Source organism: Pseudomonas kuykendallii, from assembly GCF_900106975.1.
GTDB classification, from domain to species: Bacteria; Pseudomonadota; Gammaproteobacteria; order Pseudomonadales; family Pseudomonadaceae; genus Pseudomonas_O; species Pseudomonas_O kuykendallii.
Genome location: NZ_FNNU01000004.1, coordinates 185,222 through 198,348, shown reverse-complemented (window position 1 = coordinate 198,348; position 13,127 = coordinate 185,222). Strand labels below are relative to the sequence as shown.

General features: G+C 64.4%; 15 protein-coding genes. 14 read left to right on the top strand and 1 reads right to left on the bottom strand.

Annotated elements, in window-relative coordinates; translation table 11 throughout:
* The first annotated feature begins 6 nt into the window (after positions 1-6).
* From flhF to BLV15_RS14225, 14 genes are all read left to right on the top strand, one after another.
* The gene (gene flhF / locus BLV15_RS14290; protein ID WP_090229548.1) at positions 7-1,332 is read left to right on the top strand and encodes a flagellar biosynthesis GTPase FlhF; all 1,326 of its coding nucleotides are present in this window, start codon (positions 7-9) and stop codon (positions 1,330-1,332) included.
* Between the two features lie 53 nt (positions 1,333-1,385).
* Positions 1,386-2,219, top strand: a complete 834-nt coding sequence (fleN, locus tag BLV15_RS14285) for a flagellar synthesis regulator FleN (protein ID WP_090229545.1) — start codon at positions 1,386-1,388, stop codon at positions 2,217-2,219.
* The gene (gene fliA, locus BLV15_RS14280) at positions 2,216-2,965 is read left to right on the top strand and encodes an RNA polymerase sigma factor FliA (protein WP_090229542.1); all 750 of its coding nucleotides are present in this window, start codon (positions 2,216-2,218) and stop codon (positions 2,963-2,965) included. Before fleN ends, fliA begins: the two co-directional genes overlap by 4 nt.
* Before the next feature lie 79 nt (positions 2,966-3,044).
* The gene (locus tag BLV15_RS14275; protein WP_175534363.1) at positions 3,045-3,419 is read left to right on the top strand and encodes a chemotaxis response regulator CheY; all 375 of its coding nucleotides are present in this window, start codon (positions 3,045-3,047) and stop codon (positions 3,417-3,419) included.
* A 19-nt stretch (positions 3,420-3,438) separates the two neighbouring features.
* Positions 3,439-4,233, top strand: coding sequence for a protein phosphatase CheZ (locus BLV15_RS14270; RefSeq protein ID WP_090229536.1), 795 nt, complete (start codon positions 3,439-3,441; stop codon positions 4,231-4,233).
* 181 nt (positions 4,234-4,414) lie between these two features.
* A complete protein-coding gene (locus BLV15_RS14265) occupies positions 4,415-6,658 on the top strand; it encodes a chemotaxis protein CheA (protein ID WP_090229533.1) in 2,244 nt (747 codons plus the stop codon).
* Between the two features lie 39 nt (positions 6,659-6,697).
* Positions 6,698-7,822, top strand: coding sequence for a protein-glutamate methylesterase/protein-glutamine glutaminase (locus BLV15_RS14260; protein WP_090229531.1), 1,125 nt, complete (start codon positions 6,698-6,700; stop codon positions 7,820-7,822).
* The gene (locus BLV15_RS14255) at positions 7,822-8,562 is read left to right on the top strand and encodes a flagellar motor protein (RefSeq protein WP_090229528.1); all 741 of its coding nucleotides are present in this window, start codon (positions 7,822-7,824) and stop codon (positions 8,560-8,562) included. The genes BLV15_RS14260 and BLV15_RS14255 overlap by 1 nt, the downstream gene beginning before the upstream one ends.
* 3 nt (positions 8,563-8,565) lie before the next feature.
* Entirely contained in the window at positions 8,566-9,504 is a 939-nt protein-coding gene (motD, locus tag BLV15_RS14250; RefSeq protein WP_090229526.1) for a flagellar motor protein MotD, read from the top strand.
* Complete coding sequence (locus BLV15_RS14245; RefSeq protein ID WP_090229523.1) at positions 9,501-10,289, top strand: ParA family protein; 789 nt, start codon at positions 9,501-9,503, stop codon at positions 10,287-10,289. The genes motD and BLV15_RS14245 overlap by 4 nt, the downstream gene beginning before the upstream one ends.
* A 93-nt stretch (positions 10,290-10,382) precedes the next feature.
* Complete coding sequence (locus BLV15_RS14240; protein WP_090229520.1) at positions 10,383-11,258, top strand: CheW domain-containing protein; 876 nt, start codon at positions 10,383-10,385, stop codon at positions 11,256-11,258.
* Between the two features lie 94 nt (positions 11,259-11,352).
* The gene (locus BLV15_RS14235) at positions 11,353-11,832 is read left to right on the top strand and encodes a chemotaxis protein CheW (RefSeq protein ID WP_090229518.1); all 480 of its coding nucleotides are present in this window, start codon (positions 11,353-11,355) and stop codon (positions 11,830-11,832) included.
* A complete protein-coding gene (locus BLV15_RS14230) occupies positions 11,832-12,233 on the top strand; it encodes a DUF2802 domain-containing protein (RefSeq protein WP_090229515.1) in 402 nt (133 codons plus the stop codon). Before BLV15_RS14235 ends, BLV15_RS14230 begins: the two co-directional genes overlap by 1 nt.
* 140 nt (positions 12,234-12,373) lie before the next feature.
* Complete coding sequence (locus BLV15_RS14225; protein WP_090229512.1) at positions 12,374-12,802, top strand: rhodanese-like domain-containing protein; 429 nt, start codon at positions 12,374-12,376, stop codon at positions 12,800-12,802.
* On the opposite strand, the gene BLV15_RS14220 is transcribed toward BLV15_RS14225, so the two are convergent.
* Complete coding sequence (locus tag BLV15_RS14220) at positions 12,792-13,118, bottom strand: EscU/YscU/HrcU family type III secretion system export apparatus switch protein (protein ID WP_090229510.1); 327 nt, start codon at positions 13,116-13,118, stop codon at positions 12,792-12,794. The genes BLV15_RS14225 and BLV15_RS14220 overlap by 11 nt on opposite strands.
* Between the last annotated feature and the right edge of the window lie 9 nt (positions 13,119-13,127).

Here is a 13,127-nt window from a genome sequence, read left to right as displayed (position 1 = left end):
CAGGCCATGCAAGTGAAACGCTTCTTCGCCGCCGACATGCGTCAAGCCATGAAGCTGGTTCGTGATGAGCTCGGGGCCGATGCCGCGATCATCGCCAACCGCCGGGTTGCCGGCGGCGTGGAGCTGACTGCCGCGCTCGACTACCAGATGCCGTCCGAGCCGGTACGCCAGCCGAACGCCGAGCTTGAGGCCGAGCTGCGCAAGACCCAGGCGAAGATCGCGTCGGCCCACGCCGAACTGGCCGTGCGCGCCGCTGGCGAAGTGGTCAAGGACCGCCAGCTGTTCGCCAACGAACCGTTGGTTGCCCCCGAGCTGCCGACCTCCAAGGTCACCGCGCGTCCGCAGGTCCCGGCACAGCCGGCCGCCGTCGCCGCCGCTCCGGCCGGTGATTCGCGTGCGCTGGATGCCATGCGCCACGAACTCAATGGCCTGCGTGAACTGATCGAAGTGCAGCTCGGCTCGTTCGCCTGGACCCAGATGCAGAGTCAGCGTCCGCAGCAGGCCAACCTCTGGCGTCGCCTGCAACGCCTCGGCCTGCCGGCGGAAATCGCCCGCGCGCTGCTGGACAAGGTCGGCCAGGTTCAGGAACCGCGTCAGGCCTGGCGCATGGTTCTCGCCTACCTGGCCCACGCGATCAAGACTCCGGCCCAAGAGCCGCTGGAAGAGGGCGGCGTGATCGCTCTGGTCGGCCCGGCCGGCATGGGCAAGACCACCACCCTGGCGAAGATGGCGGCGCGCTACGTGCTCAAGTACGGCGCCCAGCATGTGGCGCTGGTGAGCATGGACAGCTACCGCATCGGTGCCCAGGAGCAGCTCAAGACCCTTGGCCGCATCCTCAACGTCTCGGTGACCCAGGTCGATCCGGGCAGCTCGCTGACCCAGGCCGTGGCCCCGTTGGCGAAGAAGCGCGTGATCCTGATCGACACCGCCGGCCTGCCGAACAACGACCCGGCCCTGCGCATGCAGCTCGAAGCGCTCGCCAGCCGTGGCCTGAAATCGAAGAATTACCTGGTCATGGCGGCCACCAGCCAGAGCCAGGTGCTCAAGGCCGCGTATCATAGCTACAAGCGCTGCGGCCTGGTCGGTTGCATGCTGACCAAGCTGGACGAGGCGGCTAGCCTGGGCGAAGTGCTCGGGCTGGCTATCAGCCAGCGTCTGCCGGTAGCCTATCTGGCCGATGGCCCGCGAATCCCGGATGATCTGCACGTTCCGCGCAGTCATCAACTGGTGAGCCGCGCCGTCGCCCTGCAGGCGCCGGAAGAACCCAGTGAAGATGCAATGGCCGACATGTTCGCCGGCCTCTATAACAGTTCGGCGCGTCGCGTCGGCTAATTGACCGTCGAGAGACAGTTGCCTGCCTCAGTCGCAGACAAGGTGTGAGAGAAATGGCTAGTTTGCATCCAGTTCAAGTGATCGCAGTGACCGGTGGGAAGGGCGGCGTTGGCAAGACCAACGTGTCCGTCAACCTGTCGCTGGCCCTGGCCGACCTCGGTCGGCGGGTGATGCTGCTCGACGCCGACCTGGGTCTGGCCAACGTCGACGTGCTCCTCGGCCTGTCGCCGAAGCGCACCCTGGCCGATGTCATCGACGGCCACTGCGACCTGCGTGACGTGCTGCTGCAAGGCCCGGGCGGCGTGCGCATCGTTCCGGCCGCTTCCGGCACCCAGAGCATGGTGCAGCTGACGCCGATGCAGCACGCCGGTCTGATTCAGGCGTTCAGCGACATCAGCGACAACATCGACGTGCTGGTCATCGACACCGCGGCCGGGATCGGCGACGGCGTGGTCAGCTTCGTCCGCGCCGCCCAGGAAGTGCTGGTGGTGGTCTGCGACGAACCCACCTCGATCACCGACGCCTACGCGCTGATCAAACTGCTCAACCGCGACTACGGCATGAACCGTTTCCGGGTGCTGGCGAATATGGCGCACAGCCCCCAGGAAGGTCGCAATCTGTTTGCTAAGCTCACCAAGGTCACCGACCGCTTCCTCGACGTCGCCCTGCAGTACGTGGGTGCCGTGCCTTACGACGAGTCGGTGCGCAAAGCCGTACAGAAGCAGCGCGCCGTCTATGAAGCTTTTCCGCGCTCCAAGTGTGCGCTGGCGTTCAAGGCGATCGCGCAGAAAGTCGACACCTGGCCGTTGCCGGCCAACCCGCGCGGTCACCTCGAGTTTTTCGTCGAGCGTCTGGTTAAACCGACTACCGCAGACTCACCCGTATGACAGCCGCCAGTGGACTTCGTATGTACAGCAAATCGCAGGCGAAGGACTCGCAAACTCAGCTCATCGAGCGTTATGCACCGTTGGTCAAGCGGATCGCCTACCACCTGTTGGCCCGGCTTCCGGCCAGCGTGCAGGTGGAGGACCTGATGCAGGCCGGAATGATCGGCCTGCTCGAGGCTGCCAAGAAGTACGACTCGGGCAAGGGCGCCAGCTTCGAGACCTACGCCGGAATCCGTATCCGTGGAGCGATGCTCGACGAGGTGCGCAAGGGCGACTGGGCTCCGCGTTCCGTGCATCGCAACAGCCGCATGGTCAGCGACGCCATCCGCGCCGTCGAGGCGAGAACGGGCAGAGACGCTAAAGATCAAGAGGTTGCGGCCGAACTTAAATTGAGTCTTGAAGAGTACTACGGCATCCTGAGCGACACTCAGGGCAGCCGCCTGTTCAGCTTCGACGACCTCCTGCAGGAAGGCGAGCACGGTTCGGGCCTGCACGAGGACGGTAGCTTCACCCATTACGAACCCGCCCGCGATCTGGAGGATGACCGCTTCCAGAGGGCCTTGGCCGACGCCATTGCCAATCTTCCGGAACGCGAGCGGCTGGTTCTTTCGCTGTACTACGACGAAGAACTGAATCTGAAGGAAATCGGCGAGGTGCTGGGGGTCAGCGAGTCGCGCGTCAGCCAGTTGCATAGCCAGTGTGCCGCGCGTTTGCGGGCACGTCTGGTTGAATGGCGCGCGCACTGAGGCAGCCGGTTTCACGCTTGCGAGGCGCGCGCTGCGAGGCGGCGTTTGGGATTGTACGGAGGTCGACTTGGACAAGAACATGAAAATCCTCATCGTGGACGACTTCTCCACGATGAGACGGATCATCAAGAACCTCCTGCGTGACCTGGGGTTCACCAATACCGCGGAGGCCGACGACGGCACCACGGCATTACCGATGCTGCACAGCGGCAGCTTCGACTTCCTGGTCACCGACTGGAACATGCCCAACATGTCCGGGATCGATCTGCTGCGTGCGGTGCGCGCCGATGATCGACTCAAGCACCTTCCCGTGCTCATGGTGACTGCTGAAGCCAAGCGCGATCAGATCATCGAGGCGGCCCAGGCCGGCGTGAACGGGTATGTGGTCAAACCCTTCACGGCCCAGGTACTGAAAGAGAAGATCGAAAAGATCTTCGAGCGGGTCAACGGCTGATGTTCGCCTCGAGGGCGCTATGGATCACGACAACATCTCTATGGGCGATGACTTCGAGTCGACCCTGAAGTCCCACGCCCGTCAGCTGACCGAAAGCCTCGAAAAAGGCAACTTCGCTGATGTGGTGCAAATCATCCATCAACTGAATCAGGTCCGCGATCGCGGTCTGTATCAGGAAGTCGGCAAGCTCACCCGCGAGCTGCACAATGCCATCGTCAACTTCCAGCTCGATCCCCGTGTTCCGCACGCGCAGGAAGTCTCGCAGATCTCCGATGCCACCGAGCGTCTCTCCTACGTGGTGACGATGACCGAGCGTGCGGCCAACCGCACGATGGATCTGGTGGAAGAGTGCGCGCCGGTGGTCAACGGCATGGCCGACGAGGCCCAGAGCCTGAGCGTCGAATGGCAGCGCTTCATGCGCCGCGAAATCGGTGCGGACGCCTTTCGCGACCTGGCCAAGCGTGTCGAGCTGTTCCTCGCGCGCAGCGAGCGGGACGGCGCCAAGCTCTCCGGCCACCTGAACGACATTCTTCTGGCGCAGGATTACCAGGACCTCACCGGTCAGGTGATCAAGCGTGTCACCACCTTGGTCACCGAAGTCGAGAGCAATCTGCTCAAGCTGATGCTCATGGCCAGCCAGGTCGATCGTTTCGCCGGCATCAAGCACGACCACGAAGGGCTGCGTGCCGAGCAAGAAAAACAACAAAAAGAGTCCTCCCGGGGTGAAGGTCCGCAGATTCATGCCGATAAGCGTGATGACGTCGTATCCGGTCAGGACGATGTCGACGATCTGCTATCCAGTCTTGGATTCTAGGACCCGTCGACGTTTTGGTTACGGCCACGACCTAGGCGTTTTCGCAGGGCAAGGAAGGAGGAGAGAAGTTGGTTGCTCCAGATGAACGACGAGTGACGCCGGCCTGCGAAAAACGCGCCCCGTCCCTGCGGCTCAACACGGTTCGCGACGAAACGTCAACAGATCCTATGGGAAGGTGGAAATGAGCTTCGACGCCGATGAAGAGATTCTCCAGGACTTCCTGGTAGAGGCCGGCGAGATTCTCGAGCAGCTGTCGGAACAGTTGGTGGAGCTGGAAAGCCGCCCTGACGACATGAACCTGCTCAATGCGATCTTTCGCGGTTTTCACACCGTCAAGGGCGGCGCGGGTTTCCTGCAGCTGAACGAGCTGGTGGAGTGCTGCCATATCGCTGAGAACGTCTTCGACATCCTGCGCAAGGGCGAACGCCGCGTGGATGCCGAACTGATGGATGTGGTGCTGCAGGCGCTCGATGCGGTGAACGCGATGTTCGCCGAAGTGCGCGAGCGAACCGCGCCGACGCCGGCGCCGCGCGAACTCCTCGCCGCGCTTTCTCGTCTGGCCGCCCCGGCTTCTGCCGCCGCGCCGGCCGAAGCGCCTCCTGAGGAGACCGCTGCCGAAGTCGAGCCCGTGGTTCAGGCCGAGGCGCCGGCTGCAGAGCCTTCGGGAGACATCACCGACAGCGAGTTCGAGCAGCTGCTAAGCGCGATCAGCGAACCCGCCCAGGCTCCGGCCGCCAGCGCCAGCGCCAGCGATGAAATCACCGACGACGAGTTCGAAGCCCTGCTGGATCAGCTACACGGCGACAAACCGGTGTCCGCCGTTGCGCCCGCCGCACCGAGCGCGCCTGTAGCAGCTGCATCCGCTGCCGCCCCGTCGGGCGACGACATCAGCGACGACGAATTCGAAGCCCTGCTGGATCAGTTGCACGGCAAGGGCAAGTTCGTGCCTCCCGTCGATGCCGCACCCGCTGCGCCTGCGCCTGCGCCAGAGGCCGCGCCCGCCGGCGCGAGCGACAACATCAGCGACGACGAATTCGAAGCGCTTCTCGACCAGTTGCACGGCAAGGGCAAGTTCGTTCCGCCCGTGGAGGCCGCCCCCGTAGCGGCTGCGCCGGCGAAGCCCGCGCCCCCGCCCGCGGCGACCCCTGCCGCCAAACCGGCTGAAAAGCCCGCCGAGAAGCCCGCGCCCAAGCTCTCCGCGGCGCCAGCTCCCGCTCCGGCCGCGGCGCACCCGGACAAGGCCGGTCCGGTCAGCGAGGCGGAAACCACCGTGCGCGTGGATACCGCGCGGCTCGACGAAATCATGAACATGGTCGGCGAACTGGTGCTGGTGCGTAACCGCCTGGTGCGCCTGGGACTCAACAGCGGCGACGAAGCCATGTCCAAGGCCGTCTCCAACCTGGATGTGGTCACCGCCGACCTGCAGACCTCGGTGATGAAGACGCGCATGCAGCCGATCAAGAAGGTCTTCGGACGCTTCCCCCGGCTGGTTCGCGACCTCGCCCGCAACCTGAAGAAAGAGATCAACCTGGAACTGGTCGGTGAAGAGACCGACCTCGACAAGAACCTGGTCGAGGCGCTGGCCGATCCGCTGGTCCACCTGGTGCGCAACGCCGTCGACCACGGCATCGAGACCCCGGAAGAGCGCGAGGCCGCCGGCAAGCCGCGCACCGGCCGAGTGGTGTTGTCGGCCGAGCAGGAAGGCGACCACATCCTGCTGATGATCACCGACGACGGCAAAGGCATGGACGCCAACGTCCTGCGCGCCAAGGCCGTCGAGAAAGGCCTGCTGGACAAGGACGTTTCCGAGCGGCTCACCGAGCTCGAGTGCTACAACCTGATCTTCGCCCCCGGTTTCTCGACCAAGACCGAGATTTCCGACGTTTCCGGCCGCGGTGTCGGCATGGACGTGGTGAAGACCAAGATTTCCCAGCTCAACGGCACGGTCAACGTCTTCTCCACCAAGGGCCAGGGCTCGAAGATCGTCATCAAGGTGCCGTTGACGCTGGCGATCATGCCGACGCTGATGGTCATGCTGGCGAACCAGGCCTTCGCCTTCCCGCTGGTCAACGTCAACGAAATCTTCCACCTCGACCTGTCGCGCACCAACGTCGTCGACGGCCAGGAAGTGGTGATCGTCCGCGACAAGGCGCTGCCTCTGTTCTACCTCAAGCGCTGGCTGGTGCCGCGCGCCGCTCAGGACGAGCAGGTCGAAGGGCATGTGGTGATCCTGTCGGTCGGCACGCAGCGGATCGGCTTCGTCGTCGATCAACTGGTCGGCCAGGAAGAAGTGGTGATCAAGCCACTGGGCAAGATGCTCCAGGGAACGCCCGGCATGGCCGGCGCGACCATCACGGGTGACGGACGTATCGCCTTGATCCTCGACGTGCCGAGCATGCTCAAGCGCTACGCGCGGCGCATCTGATTTCGGGGCGGGTCACGGCCCGTTCCATGAGGAGTTGTTATGGCTGTAAAAGTCCTGGTGGTGGACGATTCCGGTTTCTTCCGCAGGAGGGTGGCGGAAATACTCTCGGCGGACCCGAACATTCAGGTGGTCGGCACTGCGACGAACGGCCGTGAGGCGATCGACCAGGCGCTGGCGCTGAAGCCGGACGTGATCACCATGGATTACGAGATGCCGATGATGGATGGCATCACCGCCGTGCGGACGATCATGCAGCGTTGCCCGACGCCTGTTCTGATGTTCTCCTCGCTGACTCACGAAGGCGCACGGGTGACGCTGGATGCGCTCGACGCCGGCGCCGTGGATTACCTGCCGAAGAACTTCGAGGACATCTCGCGCAACCCCGAGAAGATCCGCCAGATGCTCTGCGAGAAGATTCACACCATCTCGCGCAGCAACCGCCGGCTGGGCAGTTTCGCCCAGGCGCCGGTGCATTCCCACGCACCCGGTTCCACGACGTCCGCGCATCTTCATCCCGCGCCGGCGCCTGCTCGTCCGTCCGCTGCGCCAGCGCACTCTGCGCCCGCCGCGCCGAGCGCGAGCAGCCCGACGCCCAAACGGCGCTCCTACAAGCTGGTGGCGATCGGCACCTCCACCGGCGGACCGGTCGCGCTGCAGCGGGTCCTGACCCAGCTTCCCGCCAACTTCCCCGCGCCGATCGTGCTGATCCAGCACATGCCGGCGGCCTTCACCAAGGCCTTCGCCGAGCGTCTCGACAAGCTCTGCCGGATATCCGTCAAGGAAGCGGCGGATGGCGACCTGCTGCGCCCGGGCCTGGCGCTGCTGGCACCGGGTGGCAAGCAGATGATGGTCGACGGCCGTGGCGCGGTGAAAATCCTGCCGGGCGACGAGCGCCTCAACTACAAGCCGTGCGTCGACATTACCTTCGGTTCGGCTGCGCGCTCGTACAACGACAAGGTGCTGGCCGTGGTCCTGACCGGCATGGGCGCCGACGGTCGCGAAGGCGCGCGAATGCTCAAGCAGGCCGGCAGCCAGGTGTGGGCGCAGGACGAAGCCAGCTGCGTGATCTACGGCATGCCGATGGCGATCGTCAAAGCCAACCTGGCCGACGCCGTCTATGGCCTCGACGACATCGGCAGGCATCTGGCCGAGGCCGTCATCTGATGGATGCACTGAGTCTCATCGGGATCGTCCTGGCGCTGGTGGCCATCGTCGGTGGCAACTACATCGAGGGCGGGCACATCGGTGCGCTGCTCAACGGCCCGGCCGCGCTGATCGTCGTGGGGGGCACGCTGGGCGCTTCCTTCCTGCAGACCCCGATGAGCGTGCTCAAGCGGGCGCTGGTGGTGTCGCGCTGGATCATTTTCCCGCCCAGCATCGACCTGTTCGGCGGCGTCGATCGCGTGGTCGGCTGGAGCATGACGGCGCGCAAGGAGGGGCTGCTGGGACTCGAGCCGATCGCCGATGCCGAGCCCGATCCCTACGCGCGCAAAGGCTTGCAGCTATTGGTTGACGGCGCCGAGCCGGAGGCGATCCGCGGTATTCTCGAGGTCGACATGCTGACCCAGGAAGACCGCGACATCCAGGCGGCGAAAGTCTTCGAGAGCGCCGGTGGCTATGCGCCCACCATCGGCATCATCGGCGCGGTGATGGGCCTGATCCACGTCATGGGCAATCTGGCGGACCCCGCGCAACTCGGCAGCGGAATCGCCGTGGCGTTCGTCGCCACCATCTATGGGGTGAGCTTCGCCAACCTGCTGCTGCTGCCGATAAGCAACAAGCTGCGCTCGGTTGCGATGCGCCAGTCGCGCTACCGCGAGCTGATCCTCGAGGGCATCCTTTCCATCGCCGAAGGCGAAAACCCGCGCTCCATCGAACTGAAGCTGCAAGGCTTCATGGATTGACCCATGGCCCGCCGCCGTCGCCCCGAAGAACACGCGAATCATGAGCGTTGGCTGGTTTCCTATGCCGACTTCATCACGCTGCTGTTCGCTTTTTTTGTGGTGATGTACTCGATCTCCTCGATCAACGAGGGCAAGTACAAGGTGCTCTCGGACAGCATGGTCGGCGCGTTCAATCAGCCGGACCGCTCCATCAAGGCGATTCCCATCGGCGACGAACGCCCGCGCACCACCGAGCCCGATCGCTCGCTGACCGACGATATCGAAGGCAGCGACTCATCGTCGGAGCGCGGGCCTGCCGATCCCCTGGAAACCATCGCCAACGACGTTCGCGACGCCTTTGGCGACCTGATGAAGACCGAGCAGCTGACTGTGCGGGGCAACGAGTTGTGGGTCGAGATCACCCTCAATTCGAGCCTGCTGTTTCCGAGCGGCGATGCGATCCCCAACGACGCCGCCTTCTCCATCATCGAGAAGGTGGCGAAGATCCTGGCGCCCTACGAAAACCCTGTGCATGTCGAAGGTTTCACCGACAACCTGCCGATTCGCACCGCGCAGTTCCCCACCAACTGGGAGCTGTCGGCGGCGCGTGCCGCCAGCATCGTGAGGATGATGGCGATGGAGGGCGTTGCGCCCGGGCGGATGGCGGCGGTGGGGTACGGCGAGTTCCAGCCGGTCGCGGACAACGCCACCGCGGATGGCCGTGCGCGCAATCGCCGGGTGGTGCTGGTGGTGTCGCGCAACCTGGATGTGCGCCGTAGCGTCAGTGGTTCCGGCAGTGGCAAGGCGCAACCGGATGCGGCCCTCAAGCGGGCTGGCACGCAACCTGCTAATACTCAGGACGCGCGGGCTTCCATCGGTGAAGCCGTCAATCCTTCGTCGCCGCCACCGGGCGGCGCCAATCTCGGCGCGGTGCAAGCCGCGCCGGGAGGAAATCAGCCATGAGAGTTTGGGCAGTAGCCAATCAGAAAGGAGGGGTCGGCAAGACCACCTCATCCATCGCCCTGGCGGGCCTGCTGGCCGACGCCGGCAAGCGCGTGGTCGTCGTCGACCTCGATCCGCACGGCTCCATGACCAGCTACTTCGGGCATGATCCGGACACGCTGGATCGCAGCAATTTCGACCTGTTCTTGCATCAGGGCACGGTCCCGCAGGGACTGCCGCGCGAACTGCTGCTGGAGACCAGCCACGAGCGCATTTCCCTGCTGCCCTCGAGCACCGCACTGGCTACGCTGGAGCGGCAATCGCCGAGCAAGGGCGGTTTGGGCCTGGTGATCGCCAAATCATTGGCGCAGCTTTTTCAGGATTTCGACCACGCGATCATCGACAGCCCGCCGTTGCTCGGTGTGTTGATGGTCAATGCCCTGGCCGCGAGCCAGCAGTTGATCATTCCGGTGCAGACCGAATTCCTCGCCGTCAAAGGCCTGGAGCGGATGGTGAATACGCTGGCGATGATCAACCGTTCGCGCAAGCAGGCGTTGCCTTACACCATCGTGCCGACGTTGTTCGACCGCAGGACGCAGGCATCCATGTCGACGCTGCGAACGCTGCGCCATGCCTATCCCGAGCAGCTGTGGCACGCCTACATTCCGGTCGATACGCGCCTGCGCGATGCCAGTCGCGCGGGCCTCACGCCGTCACAGTTCGACCCCAAGAGTCGTGGCGTCATCGCCTATCGCGCCTTGCTCAAGCATCTGCTCGAGCATCAGGCGGCGGCGCAGGTCGCCTGACATGCCAGGGTTTCTTCATCGTCATGGCTCAAGTAGGCGGGCAGGGCGGCCGATAGGCTTTACTGACTATTCCCATTCCCCCGGATTCTTTTCATGAGTCGTTCGGCTGCCACTTCAACACGCTCCCAACTGGCTCTCCAGTCCTACCTGGATGGTCTGTTGCAGGAAGCCACGCTCGAGTTGGAGCCCGGGACGGCGCCGGAAAGCAGCGTCGCCATCGACGAGTTCCAGGCCGCCGTGCTCGAGGAGCAGGTCCGCGATGCGCGCCAGCCGGCGCCCGCCTTGGCTCCGGCCCGTGCACCTTCGCCGATTGCGCGTCTGGACTTCGCCGAGCCCAGGCCGTTGGTGCTGCCGACCGTCGAGCTGCTCCCGTCGGCGGCGGTCGTCGAGCCGCCGCCGGTGATCGAGCCGGTGATCGTGGTCGAGCCGGTGGTCGATCTGCAGCTTGAGCAGCGTGCCGAGCGTGTACCGGCGCCGCTGAATTTCGACGAGCGTCCCGATTGGGCCGAGGAGCCCTTCGAGTGCCTGCTGTTCGACGTTGCCGGGCTGACCCTGGCAGTGCCGCTGGTGTGCCTGGGCTCGATCTACCCGCTCGTGGACCAGGAGTTGACGCCGCTGTTCGGGCAACCGGAATGGTTCCTCGGCATCCTGCCTTCGCAGGCCGGCAACCTGAAGGTGCTGGACACCGCCCGCTGGGTGATGCCCGACCGTTATCGCGACGATTTTCGCCGGGGCCTGCAGTATGTGATTTCGGTGCAGGGGTATGAGTGGGGCCTGGCGGTGCATCAGGTGAGTCGCTCGATACGCCTAGACCCGAGCGAGATAAAATGGCGCAGCCAGCGCGTCCAGCGTCCCTGGCTGGCCGGCACGGTGATCGAGCACATGTGCGCCTTGCTGGACGTATCGGCCCTCGCCGAACTCATCGCCAGCGGTGCGGTGAAACGCATGAACAACGGGCAGTTGCATTGAATCCACGGCTCGCGCAGATTGGCGCGAGCGACAACGACAACGGCGGGAAGCAACCCGCGCATACCGCGCCTGCGGTGATTGAAGAGGCTGGGATATGAAGAAGACATCTGCGCAAGGCTCCGAAGATCCCATTCTGCAGTGGGTGACCTTCCGCCTGGATAACGAGACCTACGGCATCAACGTGATGCAGGTGCAGGAAGTGCTGCGCTATACCGAGATCGCTCCGGTCCCGGGCGCGCCCAGCTACGTGCTCGGGATCATCAACCTGCGTGGCAACGTGGTCACCGTGATCGACACGCGCCAGCGTTTCGGTCTGGATTCGGCCTCCATCACCGACAACAGCCGCATCGTCATCATCGAAGCGGACAAGCAGGTCGTGGGCATCCTCGTCGACAGCGTCGCCGAAGTGGTCTACCTGCGTCAGTCGGAAATCGAGACCGCGCCCAACGTCGGTAACGACGAGTCGGCCAAGTTCATCCAGGGCGTCTGCAACAAGAACGGCGAACTGCTGATCCTGGTCGAGCTGGACAAGATGATGTCCGAGGAAGAGTGGTCGGAACTCGAGAGCATCTGATGCTGGAAGCCGCGCTGGTCTTTCTTGCCCTGGTCTGCGTCGGGCTGGGTTATGTTTGCTGGTGGCTGGCGCAGGGCCAGCGCCAACAGGCGCGGCAGCAGGCCGAGCGCGATAATGCGCGCGACCAGCGCATCAAGGAACTGAGCAAGCGTCTGGATGCCTACCTTACCGGCAGCATCCGCATGGGCGAGGAGCTGCACGAGCTGCGCCGCACCGTCGCCCCGTTGCCCGACAAGCTGACCCAGATCGAACAACGCGACCCCTCCAGCCTTTCCTTCACCCAGGCGGCGCGGCTGGTCGGGCTGGGCGCGAGCGTCGATGACCTGACCCAGTCCTGCGGGCTGTCCAAAGCCGAAGCGGAACTGGTCGCCAAGCTCCATCAGTCGCAACGCAAGGGCTGAGCCACACCGTTCGTCTCCCTCCCCGGAACCCATCCGCTCGCTTTCCCTCCTACCTTTACGCGGCTCATGCTCACGGCATTCATTTGCGCGCGTTTCTTTCGCTGAGGGTGGGTTCTCGCCCGAGGACCTCGGAGGCCGCCATGTTGCGCATATTCCTGCTGATGCTGCTGACGACCGGTTACGTGCAGGCGCAAGAGGCGCCCGAGCGTATCGCCGGTGCTATGACCGTGAACGTGGAACAGGCCAAGCGTCTTTTCGACTTGGGCGCGGTGTTCATCGATGTGCGTCCGGTGAGCGAGTGGAGCTGGGGGCATGTGCATGGCGCCGTGCACCTCGAGCTCTCCGAGCGTTTCGCCGGTCTTGCACGCCCCGAATGGCCACGCGAGGTCCCGCTGGTGATCTACTGCGACAGCGATGTCTGCCCGCGCGGCGCCGTGGCCTCCGCGCTGGCGGTCAAGTGGGGATACAAGCAGGTGTTCTACTTCCGCGAGGGCTACTTCGCATGGATGCTGCAGGACTATCCGCAGGGCAAGGGCCTGGCGGGCGAGGTGGTCGCGTTCAGTCCCTGATGGGGCCTTCCAGGCGCAGCGGCGGATTGCTGAACTCGCGCTCCCGGCGTTCGCCAAAGCCTTGAGGGGCCTTGCCCTTGAGGTACCAGGCGAACGCGATGATCTCGGCGATGGTGCGGTACAACGCCTCGGGGATCGCATCGCCCAGTTCCAGCCGCGCCAGTATCCGCACCAGATCGGCGTTCTCGTAGATCGGCACCTCGCATTCGCGGGCGATGGCGAGAATCGCCTCGGCAAGCTCGTCGTCACCCTTGGCGCTCAGCGTCGGGGCGCTCTGACCGTCGTATTTCAGCGCGATCGCCTGGCGTCCGCTCATCTCGATCTC

What these genes read in the sequence shown, in the direction of transcription:
- flhF (WP_090229548.1), top strand. Translation starts at nt 7, where the DNA reads ATGCAAGTGAAACGCTTCTTCGCCGCCGACATGCGTCAAGCCATGAAG.
- fleN (WP_090229545.1), top strand. Translation starts at nt 1,386, where the DNA reads ATGGCTAGTTTGCATCCAGTTCAAGTGATCGCAGTGACCGGTGGGAAG.
- fliA (WP_090229542.1), top strand. Translation starts at nt 2,216, where the DNA reads ATGACAGCCGCCAGTGGACTTCGTATGTACAGCAAATCGCAGGCGAAG.
- BLV15_RS14275 (WP_175534363.1), top strand. Translation starts at nt 3,045, where the DNA reads ATGAAAATCCTCATCGTGGACGACTTCTCCACGATGAGACGGATCATC.
- BLV15_RS14270 (WP_090229536.1), top strand. Translation starts at nt 3,439, where the DNA reads ATGGATCACGACAACATCTCTATGGGCGATGACTTCGAGTCGACCCTG.
- BLV15_RS14265 (WP_090229533.1), top strand. Translation starts at nt 4,415, where the DNA reads ATGAGCTTCGACGCCGATGAAGAGATTCTCCAGGACTTCCTGGTAGAG.
- BLV15_RS14260 (WP_090229531.1), top strand. Translation starts at nt 6,698, where the DNA reads ATGGCTGTAAAAGTCCTGGTGGTGGACGATTCCGGTTTCTTCCGCAGG.
- BLV15_RS14255 (WP_090229528.1), top strand. Translation starts at nt 7,822, where the DNA reads ATGGATGCACTGAGTCTCATCGGGATCGTCCTGGCGCTGGTGGCCATC.
- motD (WP_090229526.1), top strand. Translation starts at nt 8,566, where the DNA reads ATGGCCCGCCGCCGTCGCCCCGAAGAACACGCGAATCATGAGCGTTGG.
- BLV15_RS14245 (WP_090229523.1), top strand. Translation starts at nt 9,501, where the DNA reads ATGAGAGTTTGGGCAGTAGCCAATCAGAAAGGAGGGGTCGGCAAGACC.
- BLV15_RS14240 (WP_090229520.1), top strand. Translation starts at nt 10,383, where the DNA reads ATGAGTCGTTCGGCTGCCACTTCAACACGCTCCCAACTGGCTCTCCAG.
- BLV15_RS14235 (WP_090229518.1), top strand. Translation starts at nt 11,353, where the DNA reads ATGAAGAAGACATCTGCGCAAGGCTCCGAAGATCCCATTCTGCAGTGG.
- BLV15_RS14230 (WP_090229515.1), top strand. Translation starts at nt 11,832, where the DNA reads ATGCTGGAAGCCGCGCTGGTCTTTCTTGCCCTGGTCTGCGTCGGGCTG.
- BLV15_RS14225 (WP_090229512.1), top strand. Translation starts at nt 12,374, where the DNA reads ATGTTGCGCATATTCCTGCTGATGCTGCTGACGACCGGTTACGTGCAG.
- BLV15_RS14220 (WP_090229510.1), bottom strand. Translation starts at nt 13,118, where the DNA reads ATGAGCGGACGCCAGGCGATCGCGCTGAAATACGACGGTCAGAGCGCC.